The organism is Halorussus limi, from assembly GCF_023238205.1.
GTDB classification, from domain to species: domain Archaea; phylum Halobacteriota; class Halobacteria; order Halobacteriales; family Haladaptataceae; genus Halorussus; species Halorussus limi.
Genome location: NZ_CP096659.1, coordinates 1,226,513 through 1,243,656, shown reverse-complemented (window position 1 = coordinate 1,243,656; position 17,144 = coordinate 1,226,513). Strand labels below are relative to the sequence as shown.

16 protein-coding genes are annotated in these 17,144 nt (G+C 66.1%); 3 read left to right on the top strand and 13 right to left on the bottom strand.

From position 1 onward, the window contains the following. Positions 1 to 15: 15 nt before the first annotated feature. From M0R89_RS06415 to M0R89_RS06370, 10 genes are all read right to left on the bottom strand, one after another. Positions 16 to 1,554 (bottom strand): sulfatase, encoded by a 1,539-nt coding sequence (locus M0R89_RS06415; protein ID WP_248651731.1) that lies wholly within the window; start codon positions 1,552 to 1,554, stop codon positions 16 to 18. Positions 1,555 to 1,648: 94 nt separating this feature from the next. Further along, positions 1,649 to 2,008 (bottom strand): NifU family protein, encoded by a 360-nt coding sequence (locus M0R89_RS06410; RefSeq protein ID WP_248651730.1) that lies wholly within the window; start codon positions 2,006 to 2,008, stop codon positions 1,649 to 1,651. A gap of 116 nt (positions 2,009 to 2,124) precedes the next feature. After that, positions 2,125 to 3,369: an ABC transporter substrate-binding protein gene (locus tag M0R89_RS06405; RefSeq protein ID WP_248651729.1), complete on the bottom strand. Its 1,245-nt coding sequence runs from the start codon at positions 3,367 to 3,369 to the stop codon at positions 2,125 to 2,127. Positions 3,370 to 3,595: 226 nt separating this feature from the next. Beyond that, complete coding sequence (locus M0R89_RS06400; protein ID WP_248651728.1) at positions 3,596 to 3,928, bottom strand: DUF5783 family protein; 333 nt, start codon at positions 3,926 to 3,928, stop codon at positions 3,596 to 3,598. Positions 3,929 to 4,042: 114 nt separating this feature from the next. Then, on the bottom strand, positions 4,043 to 5,353 hold the full coding sequence (aspS, locus tag M0R89_RS06395; RefSeq protein ID WP_248651727.1) for an aspartate--tRNA(Asn) ligase: 1,311 nt from the start codon (positions 5,351 to 5,353) through the stop codon (positions 4,043 to 4,045). A gap of 372 nt (positions 5,354 to 5,725) precedes the next feature. Then, positions 5,726 to 7,189: a RecJ family nuclease gene (recJ, locus tag M0R89_RS06390; RefSeq protein ID WP_248651726.1), complete on the bottom strand. Its 1,464-nt coding sequence runs from the start codon at positions 7,187 to 7,189 to the stop codon at positions 5,726 to 5,728. A 328-nt stretch (positions 7,190 to 7,517) separates the two neighbouring features. Beyond that, the gene (locus M0R89_RS06385; protein ID WP_248651725.1) at positions 7,518 to 8,189 is read right to left on the bottom strand and encodes an RNA 2'-phosphotransferase; all 672 of its coding nucleotides are present in this window, start codon (positions 8,187 to 8,189) and stop codon (positions 7,518 to 7,520) included. 102 nt (positions 8,190 to 8,291) lie between these two features. Further along, entirely contained in the window at positions 8,292 to 9,080 is a 789-nt protein-coding gene (locus M0R89_RS06380) for a uroporphyrinogen-III synthase (protein WP_248651724.1), read from the bottom strand. After that, positions 9,077 to 10,231: a hydroxymethylbilane synthase gene (hemC, locus tag M0R89_RS06375; protein ID WP_248651723.1), complete on the bottom strand. Its 1,155-nt coding sequence runs from the start codon at positions 10,229 to 10,231 to the stop codon at positions 9,077 to 9,079. The genes M0R89_RS06380 and hemC overlap by 4 nt, the downstream gene beginning before the upstream one ends. 130 nt (positions 10,232 to 10,361) lie before the next feature. Continuing rightward, complete coding sequence (locus M0R89_RS06370; RefSeq protein WP_248651722.1) at positions 10,362 to 10,832, bottom strand: hypothetical protein; 471 nt, start codon at positions 10,830 to 10,832, stop codon at positions 10,362 to 10,364. A gap of 98 nt (positions 10,833 to 10,930) precedes the next feature. On the opposite strand from M0R89_RS06370, the gene M0R89_RS06365 reads away from it, so the two are divergent. Further along, complete coding sequence (locus M0R89_RS06365) at positions 10,931 to 11,128, top strand: hypothetical protein (protein WP_248651721.1); 198 nt, start codon at positions 10,931 to 10,933, stop codon at positions 11,126 to 11,128. 21 nt (positions 11,129 to 11,149) lie between these two features. Here the strand turns inward: M0R89_RS06365 and hemL are convergent, their stop codons facing one another. Beyond that, positions 11,150 to 12,490, bottom strand: coding sequence for a glutamate-1-semialdehyde 2,1-aminomutase (gene hemL / locus M0R89_RS06360; protein ID WP_248651720.1), 1,341 nt, complete (start codon positions 12,488 to 12,490; stop codon positions 11,150 to 11,152). A gap of 122 nt (positions 12,491 to 12,612) precedes the next feature. Between hemL and M0R89_RS06355 the strand changes: the two genes are divergently transcribed. Together M0R89_RS06355 and M0R89_RS06350 are read left to right on the top strand one after the other, a co-directional pair. Then, entirely contained in the window at positions 12,613 to 13,497 is an 885-nt protein-coding gene (locus M0R89_RS06355; protein WP_248651719.1) for a hypothetical protein, read from the top strand. Further along, positions 13,497 to 14,516 carry a hypothetical protein gene (locus M0R89_RS06350; RefSeq protein ID WP_248651718.1) on the top strand — a complete coding sequence of 340 codons (1,020 nt, stop codon included), beginning with the start codon at positions 13,497 to 13,499 and terminating at the stop codon, positions 14,514 to 14,516. Before M0R89_RS06355 ends, M0R89_RS06350 begins: the two co-directional genes overlap by 1 nt. Positions 14,517 to 14,562: 46 nt before the next feature. On the opposite strand, the gene M0R89_RS06345 is transcribed toward M0R89_RS06350, so the two are convergent. Both M0R89_RS06345 and M0R89_RS06340 read right to left on the bottom strand, forming a co-directional pair. Next, entirely contained in the window at positions 14,563 to 14,979 is a 417-nt protein-coding gene (locus M0R89_RS06345; protein ID WP_248651717.1) for a DUF5518 domain-containing protein, read from the bottom strand. A gap of 108 nt (positions 14,980 to 15,087) precedes the next feature. After that, positions 15,088 to 16,767: an ammonium transporter gene (locus M0R89_RS06340; protein WP_248651716.1), complete on the bottom strand. Its 1,680-nt coding sequence runs from the start codon at positions 16,765 to 16,767 to the stop codon at positions 15,088 to 15,090. Positions 16,768 to 17,144 lie beyond the last annotated feature (377 nt).

Below are 17,144 nucleotides of genomic sequence, written 5' to 3'. Positions count from 1 at the left end.
CCGCGAACCGCTTCGTCAGTCGATGTACCCGAGGTCCTGTAGCCGGTCTTTCGCGTCGTCGCTCATGTCGTCCAGCACGTCGTCGTCCTCGACTTCCTTCCACTCGCCGCCGACGCTCTGCTCGAACTCCGAGAGCGCGCCTTCGAGTTCGACCTCCTCGTCGCTCCCCTCGCCGCGCAAATTGTCGGTCTCGCCGGGGTCCTCGTCGAGGTGGTAGAACTCGTCGCTGATACGCTCGTTGCGGATGTACTTGGCGTCGGGGCGGCGTGCGGCCCGCATCCGGGAGTAGAACCGCGAGTCGCGGTCCAACTCGATGCCCGCGTCGCTGGCCTTCTCCTCCAACTGCTTCAGTTCCACGACCGGCCGGTAGTACTCCACGAAGGCGTAGTCGCCGTCGCCCGGGTGGCTCCCGGGCGTCTTCCCCGAGGCGCTCCGCGCCTCGCTCTCCGCGAAGTCGCGATAGTCCGCGTCGAGGAGCGACCGCGTCCTGTCGAGCGGAACCGTCGAGTCGGTCGCCTCGACGCCGGTGTGGTCCAGCACGGTGTGGTAGAGGTCCACGAGTTCGACCTGCTGGTCCTCGCGGCGTCCCGACTCCATCTCGGGGTGCTTGACCATCAGCGGCACGTTCACGAGCGGGTCGTAGATACAGAACTCGTGGCCGTAGAGGTCGTGTTCGCCGTGGAGTTCGCCGTGGTCGGCGCAGATGACGACCATGGTGTCCTCCCACTCGTCGTTCTCCTGCATCCACGAGAACAGTCGACTGAGTTGGGCGTCGATGTGCCGAATCTCGGCGTCGTAGAGCCCCTCGATGGCATCCCACTCGTCGTCCGAGATATCGCGGGCACCGCAGTTGTACTCCTTCGAGTTCTGGCAGACTTTCGTGGAGTCCACGCCGGGCGCGAACTCCTCTTTGTACTCCTCGGGCGGGTGGTACGGCAGGTGAGCGTCCATCAGGTTGATGAACGCGAAGTAGTCGTCGTCGGCGTCGTCGATGAACTCCATCGTCCGGTCGATGACCTGCGGCGTCTTCGAGTCGGCGCCCTCGCCGGAGGCCGTGTACTCGTGAATCTTGTTCCCGACCGACACCAACCAGTCGGCGGCCTTCCGGAGGGTCTCGTTGTCGTTCATCGTCTTCCACGCCTTCGCCAGCGGACCCGACAGGAACTCGCCGGGCATCACCTCGAAGAAGTTGTCTTGGTCGTCGAACCCGTCGGTGAGGTGAGTGTAGGGCGTAATCCACGCGTTCGAGGAGTAGCACGCGGTGTCGTAGCCCGCGCCCGAGAGGGTCTCGGCGAGTGTCGTCGCGCCCTCCAGATACGGGTTCTCCTGACTCGCGCCGTGTTCGCTCGGGTACATTCCCGTGAACAGCGAGGCGTGTACTGGGAGGGTCCACGGCGCGGGGGAGACCGCTTGCTCGAAGACGGCCGCCTCGTCGGCGAACCGCTCTAAGCCCGGCGTCGTCGGTCGGTCGTAGCCATAGACGGAGAGGTGGCTCTTGCGAACCGTGTCCATGACCACGAACACGACGTTCCCCGCAGCGTCGTCGTTGGTCATATCAGTACCGTGCAATCCCCGACGGGATAAATATCCTGATGTTAGCCGCGTTCTACGGGAAGAATTGAAACGTTTCGCGTGCGGAAATCCGTGCTTAGAAGGGGGCCTGCGGTCCCTCGTCGTCGTCGCCGTCGTCACTCGTCTCGCCAGGGAACGAGGGACTCATGCCACCGCCGTGTCCGCCGTCGCCGCCCATGCCGGTCTCGGCGTTGACCTTCTCGATTTCGGGAATCTCCTTGACCATTCGGCTCTTGATGGCCTGAATCGTCATCGGCGAGATGCCACAGCCACTGCACGCGCCGCCCAACTGGATGTGGACCGACCCGGTCTCGCGGTCGATGTTCTGGATGGCCGCGCTTCCGCCGTGCATCTGAATCTGGGGGAAGTTGCGTCGCAGGAAGTTGCTGACGCGCTCCTCGAGGTCGTCCCCGTCGTCCTGAGTCTCGGTGCTCATACTGAAGCGATAGGGAGCGTGCGGTCTTAGGCCTTTGGTTCACTCTCGTTCACCGCGTCGGGATACCGACGGCTGTCCGCCGATACTTCGCCGCTCCGACGGCCGTGGATGCGGCGCTACTGGCCGTCGCCGGTGATGATGTCGGCCACGCGGTTGCGGTCGAACAGCCACTCGTCCTCGGGAATTTCCGGGTAGGGGTCGCCGTCCTCGTAGCGGGGCCACTCGCCGAACAGGTCGGGGTAGAGCTGTTTGGCTCCCATCTCTATCTGGAACAGGTTCATTATCGGTCCCTGATACCGCATCCCCGCGGCGTACACGCGGTCGTTCTCGACCGCGGTCAGTTGACTTCCGCTGGTGTGGTTCTCGAGTTTCGAGCGCGTGTCGGCCATGCTGTAACTCGGCGTGATTCCCCACAGGTGGAGGATGACGTCCGGGTCGGCTTCGAGCATCGTCTCGTAATCGACGGTGCCCCAGAGGCTCTGCCAGTCCTCGTCGGCGAACGCGTCGTTCGCCCCGAGCGGTCGGGTGTCAGCCAACCAGTAGCCCGGTTTGTTGAGGTGGTACGTGTAGAACGACTGGCCGTCCTGTGCGAGCGTGACCCGGACGGCGCTCGGTCGCTCCTCCTTCGGCGGAAGCTTCTCCCGAATCGAGGAGACGAGGTTCGCGTGTACCTCCGCGAGCGCCTCGTACCGCTCGCGCTCGCGGAACACGTCCGCGACCTTCCCGAACAACTTCCACAGGTCGTAGTACTCGTAGTTGCCGTACCCGTCCGGAGGCTGAGCGTGGGTGCCGCTGTAGAAGTTCCCGAACCACGGCGCGACGTTCGACTTGATCTCCTCCACGTCCGACTTGTCCCAGTTGCTCTGAGTCGACGCCCACGCGGGGTCGGTCAGGTGAACGTCACTATCGAGTTCGTACAGCAGTTCCTTGGAGAAGCCGTTACTCAACGGGTCCCGTAGCCCGTCCCACTCGAACGAGACGCCGTCGAGGCGGTGGCCGTAGTGGTTCAGCGTCGTGCCGGTCATCTTCGGCACGTACACCGAGTTCACCGCGTCGCCGTGTCCGAGCGCCACCGCCATGTCCGCGTACTGGGGAAACACCGTGAAGACGTTCCGGGGGACGGCGTCGAACTCGACGGTTCCCACCGGCGACATCGTCACCGAGTGCCCGTCGCTGCTCTCCGTCGTGGTGGACTCGGCCGCGGTCGTTCCAGTCGTCTCCGACTCTCCCGTCCCGCTCGTCTGGGTTCCGTCGCCCGCTCCGTCTCCCGTACAGCCGGCGAGGAGCGCGCCAGTGCTGGCCGCGCCCGCGCCCTTCAGCAAACTTCGCCGCGTCAGTTTCGTAGCCGGTGTTTCTCGCATGTCTTAGGGTAGCCTAAACTCTGCCTTAGATATTCTGGTCTACCTAAACCGCTATCCGCGACGAGTCACGTTCCGTCTCGCTTCGTAGGACACATTCGGAGATTCGGTATAGCGATAACTGATTTATGGACAACAAACGACGGTTTGCACCGCTCTCAGAGCAACCGCTGGACGAAGCGTCGAAGTCGCCGGAAAACTGCCGAACTCGCTCGAGTCGGGGCGGACGTCAGGATTCGCTCTCAGATTCGAAGCCGAACACGCGCCGCAGTTCCGTCTCTATCTCCTCGACGTAAATCTCTAGCATCTCCTCTACCTTCTCGTCCTTGACGACGATGCCCTGCACGCGCTCGACCGGATTTTCGGGCAACTCGACCCGGAACTCGCCGTCGCCCTCGTAGAAGGGTTCGCTCTCGTTCAGAATCTGCTGGTCGATGGCGTGGATGAGTTCCGAGTCGTACCGCTCGTTGAGTCGGTTGAACGCGTTCTTGTACGCCTTCTGCAACTCGTTGAAGTAGTTCGCGTACTTGTCCTCGAACTTCTCGGGGTCGAAGTCGGCCATGCCCGGACGTAACGGTCAGGGGAAACAAAAGTGAGCCGATTGGTCGATACGCGCCGTGAAAACGCAGACCGTCGATGTAGGCCTCGAACTGCCGAGCGAGCCGAATATCGCTCGCTACGGCGTCACGCGGTCGGGGTCGCGCGGGAACAGGATGGCTTCCTTGATGTTTTCGAGGTCGGCGACCTTCTGGACGAGGCGGTCGATACCGAGTCCGTAGCCGCCGTGAGGCGGGATGCCGAACCGGAACGCTTCGAGGTAAAAGTGGAAGTTCTCGGGGTCGGCGCCCTGCTCGTCCATCAACTGCTCCATCGTCTCGATGTCGTGTTCGCGCTGGCCGCCCGAGGAGAGTTCCTGGCCCTTGTAGACGAGGTCGAACTTCCGGGAGGCGATGTCGTCGCCGGGCACGTTCTGCCGGTAGTAGAACTTCTCGTTGGGGTAGCCGACGACGAAGAACGCGGGGTGACCCTGCTCCTCGAAGTGCTCGCCGAGCAACTTCTCGCCCTTCGTGTCGAGGTCGTCGCTGTCGTCCGGAACGTGGTCGTACTCGGTGGCGAGGATGTCGCGGGCCTCATCGAAGGTGATACGCGGGAACGGCTCGGTCGGAACGTCGAGGTCCACGTCGAGAACCTCCAACTCGTCTCGGGCGTTCTCGGCGACCTGCTCCAGCGCGTAGCGCAGGGACTCCTCTTGGACGTCCATCACGTCGTGGTGGTCCTCGATGTAGGCCAGTTCCACGTCGAACATCGCGATTTCGGAGACGTGCCGGGAGGTGGCGAACGCTTCGGCGCGGAACGCGGTGCCGGTCTCGTAGATTTTGTCGAAGCCGGCGGCCATCAGCATCTGCTTGTACAACTGGGGGCTCTGGGAGAGGAAGACCTCGTCACCGTAGTAGACGACGGGGAACAGTTCGGCGCCGCCCTCGGCACCCTCTTGGGAGATGAGCGGCGTGTCCACGTCGACGTAGCCTTCGTCGTCGAACCACTCCTCCATCGCGGACATCAGCTTCGAGCGCAGCGAGAAGACGGCGTAGGTCTCGGGCTTCCGGAGGTCGATGGCCCGGTTGTCGAGTCGCGTCGAGAGGTCCGACTCGATGTCCTTGGCGACTTCCATCGGCAGGGGCGTGTCGGACTCGCTGATGACTTCCATCCCGGTCGGGGCGAGTTCGACGCCGCCGGGGGCCTGGTCGCTGGCCTTCACGCGCCCGGAAATTTGGACCACGTCCTCCTTGTGGAGGTCTTGGGCGGCCTCGAAGAGGTCCTCGTCGTTCTCTTCCTTGAACACGACCTGCGTCTTCCCCTCGCGGTCGCGGACGATGACAAAGGTCAGTCCGCCCAAGTCTCGAATCTCGTGGACGTGTCCGGCGATGGAGACAGTCTCGCCGTCCTGTTCGGCAGTAATCTCGTCGGAGTACGTTCTGTCTATCATGGCTCGGGGTTGCTACAGTATTTGACTCGTCTCTTCCACACGTATTTATTCTCTCCGACTACAGGACGGCCGGAGGACCCCGATACGGGCGGTCTCTCCGCCCGTTCGTCCGAACCGTTCGCCCCGAATCCGCGGCCCTCGCGACTCGATGACGCTTCGGCCGACGGGCGGCCGAGGATTCAGATTAAACCAAATTCAGATATACAAAATCCCTCTCGTCGTGGATTTAGCCGTCGCTTGCAAATCCCGTGAAAATCGCCGTCTCGATTACTAGCGAGCGAGGTTCACCCAGAAAAAGCGGTCCGCTATCGAACGATGCTCCCGCACGAAGAATCAATGCCCGTCCGAAGAACGCTAGTCGCGGAAACGTACTCACCCGAGCTGTTCGCCGACCAACTCGTCGGCGAGCGCGACGAACTCGTCTTCGGTTCCCTTCGGAACCGTCGCGCCCGCGGCGACGTTGTGGCCGCCGCCGTCGCCGCCGACCGCCTGCGACGCCTCGCGCATCACGACCGAGAGGTCCAGTCCGCGTCGGGTGAGTGCGGGCGTCCCGCGCGCCGAGACTTTCACCTCTGTCACCTCGTCGCCTTCCTCGCCGTCTTCAGTCTTCTCGGCGAAGGCGACGATTGGCGTCCCGCGGTCGATGCCCTCGGACCCGACTGCCATCCCGGCGACGATGCCGACGATGGTCTCGCGGATGCGGTCCTCGGCGTGGAACCACTGGACGTTCTCCTCCTTCGTGACGCCCTCGCGCTTGACGAGTTGGAGGCCCTCCGAGAGGTTCCGGCGGTGGTTGCGGAGCAGTTCCCTCGCGCAGTCGAGCGCGTCGTCGCGGCCGTCCAGCGACGTTACGTTGCCCAGACAGACCGCCAGTCCCACGTCGGCCCGCTCGTAACGCGCCGTCGCGTTCAGGAGCGTGGAGAACTCGCTCACGTCGCGGAGTTCGGTCCCTTCGGGTTCTTCGGTCAAGGTGTAGGCCGTGCCGACCAGTCGGTCGATGCGGTCGGGGCTGACGCCCTTCGAGAGCGCGCGCTGGATGAGCGCGTTCGAGACCGTACTCCGCTCGTCCTCGGTCAGGTCGACCCAACAGCGCCACTCGCCGTCGTCGTCCTTGAGTTCGATGTCGAGTCCGTCGAGGAATCGGAGGACGCCGTTCTCGTTGTTCGTGATGCCGGGGATGCGCGTGTCGCTGGCGTACTCCAGCATCTTGGGGAGCGGTCGGGTCTGCTTGCCGTACATCGACAGGTCGGTCCGGGCTTCCACGACGCCCGCGGCTTTCCCCTCCTCCACGATGGACCGGTTCGCGCCGACCAACTCGCCGTCGGTGGTCTGCATGTCGCCGACCGCGCCGACGACCGCGAGTCCGGCCAAGTCGCGGTTGTCGGTCCCGGCGGACTCCAACGCGCGTGCGAGGACGTAGGCAGCGCCTGCGCCGGAGAGTTCCGACGACCCGTCGAGGTCGAACAGCAACGGATTCAGGTGGAACTCGGTGTCCGGGTCGGCGGGTTGGTGGTGGTCGGCGATGACCGGCGTGAAATCGCCCGCCGCCTCGTGGTCGGCGATGATGTCTAACTGGCCGCTCCCGAAGTCGGTGAACAGCACCGTCTCGTAGTCGGTCGCCGCGATGGCCGCGACCTCCTCGGCGTCCAACTGCTTGCTGAAGACGGCCTCGAACGGGATGCCCGCGCGTTCGAGCGCCGCCGACGCGACTGCGGCGCTCGTCAGGCCGTCGGCGTCGATGTGGGACGCGAGGAGCACCTCGTCGGCGTCCCGCAGTCGGTCGGCGCACGCGGCGGCGCGGTCTGCGAGGGCGGGAACGGGACCAGCGGAAGCCATTCGAGAGGAGGTAAGTCGCTATCGCTTATAAACCTCCGCGTCTCCGTTCTCTACCTCTCAATGCAGATTCTCCCTCGTCCTCCGGTTAGAGGAGGACCGCAATCCAAAAGACGAGGAGGAAAAGGAGGACAACGACTCCGATAATTTTCCAAACGAGATGGGTTTTCACCGAGGAGGAGTCCAATCTGACGAGGTTCTCGAACATACGTTCCTCCCTCCCGTTCGAGGTTAAGGTTCTTGTGGTGACCGGGAATCATTTTTACAGCGCTCAACCAACGTCGTCTATTTAGCGCCGGTTGCACGGCCAGTCCTACGCGAAGAAATTGCGCTACTGACTGCGGTCGTCCGAAGCGGCCAGATACTCCGGCGGCACCGCGTCCGCGGTGTACGTCTCCTCGCCGCGCCGGTCGACCCGCAGGCCGTCCGCGACCATCTCGGCGGCGTCGATTTCGAGGACGACCGGCGTCGAGGCGTGACGCCGCCCGACCTCGCGGGCCGCCGCGCGACTCCCCGAGAGATGTACCTCTTGGCGGCCCATCGGCCGAAGTCCCTCGGCGAGAATCGAGTCCAGATTCGCGGGGTCGGTGCCGTGGTAGAGTCGGTCCGGCACTTCGCCGCCTTCCCCCTCCGCGGTTGCGCCCAGCGTCACGTCCACCGAGTGGCCGTAGGACGCCCTGACTCGACCGTTCTCTTCCTCGAACCGACCTTTCGGGTCGGTCGCCGCCACCGCCGCGAGGTGGTCGGGGTCGGCCCAGTCGTACTTCCGGACCACCGCGTCCGCGAGGTCGTCGTAGTCGGTCCACCCCTGCTCGTCGAGATCGAGGCCGGCGTCGTCGGGAAAGTGTCGGAGCGCACCACTGACGAACTTCGAGAGGCGTCGCCTGCGCTCGCCCGAGAGGATGCGCTCGACGCTCCGGTCGCACTCGGGGCACGCCGGGGTCTCGCCTTCGGGCCCGGTCACGAACCCGTGGTCGGGACAGCGGTAGATGGAGTCGGTCACTGTCCGTCGGTTCGGGGTCGTCGCTGAAATCTCTCTCGGCGACCCGACTTTTCCCTCGATTTCGCGAAAAATCGGACGAACGACGGTCTTTACGCCGAATCGCTACTCGTGATACGTCGGCGCGACTTCCTCGACGACCTCGCAGGCCAACTTCTCGAAGTCGGCGACCTCCGGCACAACGTCTACCGCGATGCCCTCGCTCTCTGCCGCCTCGCGGGTCGGGTCGCCGATAGCACCGACGACCGCATCGTTCAGGCCCTCGACCGCCGCGTCGCGGACTCCGCGCTCCGCCGCGGCGTCCAGAAAGTGGGCCACCGTCAGCGACGAGGTGAAGACGGCGGCGTCTAAGTCGCCGTCCGCGGCGAGGGCGGCGGACTCGCCGGAGCCCGCCGGCCGGACCAATTCATATAGCGTAGTTTCGTTTACGCCTGCACCGGCGTCGCGGAGTCCGTCGGTCAGGACCTCGCTCCCGTGGTCGCTCCGGGCGACTTCGACGCGTGCGCCCTCGACTTCGCCTTCGAGGGTTTCGACCAGCCCCGACGACGAGTACTCCTCGGGCACGATGTCTACCTCGTATCCCGCCTCGCGGAGCGCGTCGGCCGTGCTCTCGCCGATTGCACAGACGGTGGCGTCCCCGGGCTCCCACCCGGCCTCGGCCGCCAACTCGACGCCGGTCTTGCTCGTCAGAATCACGTACTCGCCGTCGGCGGGCGCGTCGCCGGTCGGCCGGACTTCGAGCATCGGGTCCGCGACGGCGTCGGCACCGAGCGAGTCCAGCAGTTCGACCGCGCCGGCGAGGCGCTCGTCGTCCGGTCGGAAGACCGCGACGCGCACGTCGCGGTTTGCGCTCCCGGTCGCGCCGGCGTCCCGACTCGCGGTCTCTCGGGTCATTCTTCGTGTATCTCCTCGCCTTCGCGCTTGGCTTCCCGCGGTTCGTCGGCCTTGGCGGCCGCGATGAGGTCGTCGGCCCCGCGCGCGGCGAGGTCGGCGGCCAGTTCCTTGGCGGCCGAGACGTGGTTCTCGACCGGCACGTCGCGACTCGCCTCCACGATTTCTGTCCCGTCCTGCGAGAACACCTGCACGTCCACGTGGACGCTCTCGCCCTGAATCAGGCCGTGGACGCCGATGGGCGCGACGCATCCGCCGCCCAACTCCGCGAGGACGGTGCGCTCGACGGTGGTCTCGACCCGCGTTCTGGGATGGTCCAGCACCGTGTTCAGGTCGCCCGCGAGGTCGCCGTCGAGCGCCGTCACCGCGAGCGCGCCCTGCCCCGGCGCGGGCACGAACTCGCTCTTGGGCAGTTCGACGTATTCGAGGTGGTGGGCGAGTCCGCTCCGCTCCAGTCCGGCCTGCGCGAGGACGATGGCGTCGAATTCGGTCTCGACCTCCCGCTCCAGCGCCCGGCGCTCGACCTCCGCGAGGTCGTTGAACCACTCCTCGACGGTTCGGTCGAACTCACCCTCGTACTCCTTCTTGTGGCCCTTCTGGGCCATCGCCTTGTCCGATTGCTTCTCCTTCTCGGCCTCGGTCCGTCGCTCGTGTTCGCGCTGGAGCGCGGGCGCGAGCAACTTCTCGGCGCGGGTGTCCACGTTCCCCCGGAGCGGTTCGACGTTCAGGTCGGGCCGGTGGTGGAGCAACTGGGCCTGCCGCCGGAGGCTGGAGGTCCCCACCGTCGCGCCCTCCGGGAGGTCCTCCAGTTCCTTCCCGTCGGGCGTCACCAGCGCGTCGTTGGCGCTGGCGCGCTCGGGAATGGCCGCGACGACCAACTCGTCGGGGCTCTCGGTCGGCATGTCCTTCATCGAGTGAATCGCGCCGTCGAGTTCTCCCGACAGCACCTTCTCGTCCAGACTCCGGACGAAGGCACCGGTCTTGCCGAGTCGGTGGATGAGTTCGTCCTGAATCTCGTCGCCGGTGGTCTCGACTTCGACCAACTCGACCGAAAACCGTCGGTCCTCCAGCGCGGCCTTCACTTCGCCCGCCTGCCGGAGCGCGAGGTCCGACCCCCGCGTCGCGAGGCGTATCTCGGTCCCGTGTTTGCTCATGTGTGAGCGTCGGCGTCCGAGGTTGAAACCACCTTCGCAATCCCGGTTAGACGCCGGACAACCCCGTCACGATATACGCTCGCGGCGGGGAGACGCCACCCCGACGAGGAGTCTGTCGCCGCCGCGGTAGCTACCACGGCACGTCCGGCGTCCCGACGCGCTCGCGCCGCCGGTAGAGGTAGTAGGTCGCGAACGGCACGTCGATCACGAACCCGGCGACGATGGGCACCGTCGGCGGAATCCCGAAGAACAGCGACGGAACCCCGACGAGGACGAGGACGACCAGTCCGGGCGCGGCCGCGAGCGCCTGCCGCATCGGGTTCGGCGCCCACTTGCCGCTGGTGCGATTCACGTAGTCGGCGTCCCGGTACACCGCCAGCGGGAAGTACGCCGTCAGGAAGGCGAACGGGATTCCGAGCGCGATTAACGAGAGTTCGACCACGTTCGTCCCGAACCCGAACGCCTCCCACGAGGACGCGAGCGCCAGCCAGGCGAGAGTCGCCAACCAGAGGAGGAACGCCGCCGGGATGGCGGCCACCCAGTACCAGTGGTGCGACTGGCGGCGTTTCACCCGGCCGCGACTCGCTCGTTCGCTGCTCATGGTCGGAGTTGGGGGCGCGGCCACTAAACGCGTGTCGTCTCCGGTCGTCCGGGGTTTCGCCACCGGAGCTATTGAACTCGAGCGTCCACGTGGAACGTATGGCGAGAATCACCTACGACGACCCCGAGGGAGTCGAAACGGTCGAGGTGGACGCCGAGAAGATATCCGACTCCGGGCGGGTTCACGGCATCCGGATTCGACTGGACGACGACGGCTACCTCCACCTCCCGTACTCGCGACTCTACTCGATAGAGACGAGCGAGGAGGAGGGGAAGGTCGACTACTCCGGACCGTAGGTCGGGAAACGTCCGGCCGCGCTACAGCGCCGACTTGTAGGCTTCCAGCGTCCGCTCGATGTCCTCCTCGGTGTGGGCGTAGCTGAGGAACTGCGACTCGTACTGGTTCGCGGTCAGGAAGACGCCCTCGTCGCGCATCGCGGGCCAGAAGAGTCGCTCCCACCGCTCGGTCTCCGCGGCGTCCACGTCGGCCTTGTTCTTGGGGCAGTACTCGTACCGGGGGCACTCGGGGTCCTGTCGGCACCCCGCCTCGCACTGGCCCGACGGGTCGCGCGGGCCGTCGCGCGTGAAGACGACCTTGAACATGCTGTCGTAGCCCGTGACGGTGTACTCGGGCGCTCGGTCTTCGAGGATGTCGGTGAGGCCCGAGCGCAACCGGTCGCCGAGGTCGCTGAGGCGGTCGTACACGTCGTTGTCCGCGGCGTATCGGAGCATCTCCAGTCCCGCGGTGAGCGAGAGTGGGTGGCCCGAGTAGGTCCCCGCTTGGAACACGTCGCCGGTCGGCGTGAACGACTCCATGATTTCGGCTGGACCGCCGACCGCACCGACCGGGAAGCCGCCGCCGATGACCTTCGCGAACGTCGTCAGGTCGGGCGTGACGCCGAACTTGCCCTGCGCGCACTGGAGGCCGCCGACGCGGAACCCGGTCATCACCTCGTCGAAAATCAGGAGCGCGCCGTGGTCCTTCGTCACTTCGCGCAGGGCGTCGAGGTAGCCCTCGACCGGTCCCACGGAGGCGCAGTTGCCCAGAACCGGTTCGGCGAGGACCGCCGCGATTTCGTCGCCTCGCTCCTCGAACACCTCGCGGACCGCTCGCTCGTCGTTGAACGGCACGGTGATGGTCTCCGCGGCGAACGCCTCGGGGATGCCGTCGGAACTGGGCGACCCGACGCCGCCGGACTTCCCCTCTACGAGCGTCGACTCCTGTGCGCCGTGGTAGCCGCCCTGCATGACGACTATCTTGTCCCGTCCGGTGTAGCCGCGGGCCAACCTGACCGCGGAGGTGGTCGCCTCGGTGCCGGAGTTGACGAACCGGAGCATCTCGACGCTCTGGACGTGACGCGCGATGAACTCCGCGAGTTGGACCTCGACTTCCGCGGGCGCGCCGTACATCGGCCCGTCCGAGAGTTGTGACTGAATCTGGGACTCGACCTCCTGCGGCAGGTCGTGGCCCAGAAGCAGGGGACCGTACCCCATCACGTAGTCGACGTACTTGTTGCCGTCCGCGTCAACGACGTGCGCGCCGTCGCCCTTCTCCACGAAGAACGGGTACGGTCGGGTCGCCCGAACCGGCGAGTTGACGCCGCCGGGCAGGACCGAGAGCGCCCGGTCGTACAGGTCGCGGGAGCGTTCGTGGTTCATACGCGGGGATTCGGACTCCTGCGTGAAGTCCATTTCTGTCTGGCCGACCGCGTGAAACGGTCACCGTTCCGACTGAAACGGTGAGAAGATTAATTCGACACCCCTGCGCACGGAAAATCGAAATGACATCAGAGCTTTCGAGCGGCCGTGCGTCGAGGCGGCGAGTCCTCTCGTCGCTCGCGGCCGTCGGCGTCTCGCCCCTGCTCGCGTCGGTCGCGTCGACCTCCGCCGACGCCGAATCGACCGACTCCGGATTGACTGACGCCCTCTCGCTCGGCACGTTCGAGTCGGGTCTGGACGAGTGGGAGACCGACGGTGAGGTTCGACTGTCGCGGACCGCCCGGACCGACCGCCCGGTGGCCGTCACCGAAGGCGAGTACGGCCTCGAAGCGTCGGTAGACGGCGAGTCGGTCCCGGCGATTTCCCGGCCGGTCGGGGCCTTCGACCTCGTCGCCTCCCCGTACTTCGTCGCGGACGTCGCGCCCGGCCGAGTCGATGGGACGGACGCTCGCGTCGCGTTCCGATTCCGCCTCTACCGTCCGGCAGACTCGCTCGACGGGGACCTCGAACCGGTCGCCGAGTCCGACCCGGTCGCGGTCCGGCAGGCGACGTCGGGTCGGGTCTTCTGGGACGCCAGCGACGTGGATTGGAGTCTCCTCGACTCGGTCTCGCGGTTGGAACTGGAGTGGTATCCGGCCGACCGCGACCCCGATTCCGGGGACGACTTCGCGTACCGCGGCGGGGTCGTCCTCGACGCGATTCGGGCGACCGACTCGGCGAACGCCGTCGGGCGCGCGCGCCTCGCCGCGACGTTCCGGGACCTCCAGTTCGACCACGGCGTCTACGAGCGGACCGAAGTGAGCGCTTCGTCCGACACCGGAGAGGAGGGCGAGTTCGTCTTCGCCGACGGCGCGACCGAGTCCTACCGGTTCGAAAAGTCGGGCGACGACCGGTTCCGACTCGCGTTCGCCGGGACCGAAGTGAAACTCGGAGGCGGGTGGTCCTGATGGTCGAACGCGCCGCTTCGGCGACGACCGTCACCCTGCTTCCGGGCCACAGCGAGGACAGCGCGAACGGCGGCGACGCCCTCGACAGCGCGATGCCCGACTACGGCGGCAAGTGCCTCGACGCGTGGTTCGTCGCCGACCAAGTGACCGACCTCCCCGACGACTTGCGGGAGGTCGAGGAGATGCGCAAGCACCTCCCGGAGTACGACGAGGGACTGCGACAGTACCGGCTGAAGAACCGAATCGAACTCTCCTTTTCGAGCGAGGACGGCCGGACCGTCGTGGATTCGAGCGTGACCCTCGGGACGAACGCGAACGAGAAGCCGCCGTACGTCGCCGTCGAAGGCCAGCGCGGCGAGCAGAACCTCGTCCGGGAGATAATCGAGCGCGACGACCTCGACTGGTTCGGCGGGAAGTCAAAGCTTCGGGCGGACGTCGAGGGCAAGCGCTTCGAGAGCGGCGCGGTCCGCGAGGAGGTCGACGGCGTCGAGGGCGTGCGCGCCTCGGTCCTGCTCGGCGGGAGCGACACGTACATCGAAATCATGCGCGAGAAGTTCTACGAACTCGGCCCGGTCGAGTTCCTCGAAACCACCGGCATGGACGTGGAGACGGTGCCCGCGTTCGTCGTCCAACCGCCGAACATGTACACGTTCCTCGAACTCGCGGCGATGGCCGACGGGACGACGCTCGCCCGGGTCTGGGACGCCAGCCGATACCCGAAACACTACCTCTACGCCGACGAGCGCAAGCGCGACGAGACCGAGTTCGAGGAGGGAAGTCGGCTCTCGGGCGGCGAGTGGCGGCCGAACGAGAACGCGAACGAGCGGTTCGGCCAGTGGGCCCTCGAAGAGCAGGACCTTCGGTCGCCGTTCTCCCCGCACACGAAGTCGGGGTACGAGCAGTTCGTCGACCACGCCACCTCGTTCGGCCCGTACCCGGCCATGACCCACGCCGAGGACGGCGAGGAACTCACCGCTTCGGAGGTGTCACACGCCCTCCCGCCGCTGTTCCCGTGGTGAGCGGTCGAAGCGTCCGCACTGACAGGTCCGGACGTCTTGCGAGAGGTCACAGTTCGTTGCGGAGGTACGCCCCGAGCGCGCCGCCGAGCGCCCCGGCACCGACGAGGTAGCCCGCGACCAGCACGAAGAGGAAGGCCGCGAAGAGGCTCGTCAGCGCGAGGAACGGGTCCATCCCGATGAACAGAAACCCGGCGACGGCCCACGCGAGGACGAACGCCGGAACCGTCGCTATCGCGCCCGAGACGGCTCCGACCTTCGCACCTTCTCGGAGGTCGGTCCCCTGCAAGTAGCCCGCGACTCCGCCGCCGCCGATGGCGGCGAACGGGAGGAGCGGAGCGCCGACGACGCTGACGACCGCTCCGACGACCGCGTTCGTGAGGGTGTTCGGGTCGTCGTCGGGCGGGCGCTCGTCGGCGACGGGAGGGCGGTCTGTGGTTCGGGCGGTGGTCTCTCGTTCGACCATACCGAGTCTTGACACTCCGAGAGGATATACGTTGGCCGTCGCCAGCGCGTGCATCGAACGGGAAGAACGAAGGAAGGGACCGAATGTCGAATCAGCGGGGCGAGCGCGCTACACCGCTTCGGTGCCGCGAACGCCGGTCCGGACCTGACAGGCGTCCTCGACCGGGATGACGAAGATTTTGCCGTCGCCGGGTTCGCCGGTGTCCGCGGCCTCGCGGACAGCCTCGACCACCTCGTCGGCGGGCACGTCCGCGACCACGCACTCGACTTTCACCTTCTGGTGGAGGTCCACGGTGTACTCCTCGCCGCGCCACTGGCCGGTCTTCGCGGGTTGGCTCCCGCGACCAGAGACGTTCGTGACCGTGAGGCTCGGCGCGCCGACCTGCGCCAAGGCGGTCTTCACGTTACTGAGACGGTCGGGCCGAACGACGGCCGTGACCATCTTTATCTGGCCGGCGTTGGGGAGGCTCTCGCCGCCGTCGGCGCGGAGCCAACCCGCTCCGTCGGTCCGGACGGCGCTGCTGCCACCTTCCGTCACGTCCGGGCGACCGAACTCAGGGTAGGTGTCCACGCCGTGTTCCGCGATGTCGAGGCCCTCGCGCTCGTGTTCCGCGCTGACCCGGGCCTGCCCGAGCAGTTTCAGGACCCCGAAGACGAGGCCGGTCGCGCTGACGGTCCACAGCGCGATGACGCCGACGCCGACGGCCTGCGCGACGAAGCTGACCTCGTAGCCCGGGACGGCGAAGAAGGGGAACAGGAGCGCCCCGAGGATGCCCGCCGAGCCGTGAACCGGGAAGACCGCACAGACGTCGTCGATTTTGAGCTTCCGCTCCACGAACTCGAAGACGACCGGAAGCTGACCGCCGGCGAGGAGTCCGACGACCAGCGCGCCGACCCACGTGATGCCGTTGGTGTTGCTGGTGATGCCCACCAGTCCGGCGAGCATCCCGTTGGCGACGTAGAGCGTGTCCACCTTCTCGGTCTTGACCAGCGAGACGGTGCTGGCTCCGATGGCTCCCGCGGCCATGCCGAGCGTGGTGGTCAGCGCGACCCGGCCCACCGTGTCGGCGAACGCGCCGAGCGCGAGCGTGCCGTTCTCGACGACGAAGACGCTCGCGGCCGTGCCGACGTTGAAGCCGTACCAGCCGAAACAGAGGATGAGCGTCCCCAGCACCGCGAACGTCACCGAGTGTCCGGGGATGACGTTGACCGAGCCGTCGTCGTTGTACCGGTCCATCCGCGGACCGAGAATCCACGCCGCGGTCAGGCCCGCGATGCCGCCCATCCCGTGGACGACCATCCCGCCCGCGAAGTCCTGAAAGCCCGGACCGATGTCGGTGAGGAAGCCGCCCGCCCACGTGAAACCCACGACGACGGGGTAGATGACCGCCGACAGCAGGACGGTGTAGGTCACGTACGCCCGGAGCTTCGCCCGACCTGCGACCGCGCCGGAGACGATGGTCGCGGCGGTCATGGCGAACACCGCGCCGAACAGCCACCCTATCCACGAGTCCGAACCGCCGTCGACGTAGGCGAAGGGGTCGGCCGCCCCGCCGACGACGGACGAGAGGCCCGCGCCGACGAGGAAGTAGACCAGCACGCCGACGCTCCACGTCAGCATGTTCTTGGTCAACTGGTTGGCGACGTTCTTCGACCGGACCTGCCCCGCCTCCAGCATGGCGAAGCCCGCGTGCATGAAGAAGATGAGGAAGGTCACGGTCAGCACCCAGACGTTGTTGACCCCGCTGGCTATCGAACTGGGGTCCACCTGCAGGGGAGCCTCTAACATTCCTCGCCCTCCGTCGGAACTTCCACCAAATCGTCTGGACGACTGTTCAGGAAAATCTCGAATTCCTTTTGGTTCGTGTGTTGGCTCACGATATACTGTGACGGCAAAGCAGTACATAAGCGTAAGCGTTGAACATTTACAGAATATCTCCTCTGTGGTAGACGCTCGTCCGGTTTAAAATCGGATAATACGGATATAAGGTTGTATTCCGTCCAGAAAGCGGACGTTCGCGCGGTCGATTCCCGGACGTTCGTGGGAGGGGTCGAAGCGTGCGACCTCGTCCCGCGAGTCGGCAGTGCGCGCGAGGGAAACCGGGTTAGAAGCGCGTCGGGCGCCCGAGAACGGCTACGCCACCGCTCTGAGAGGTGCGTCCGCCG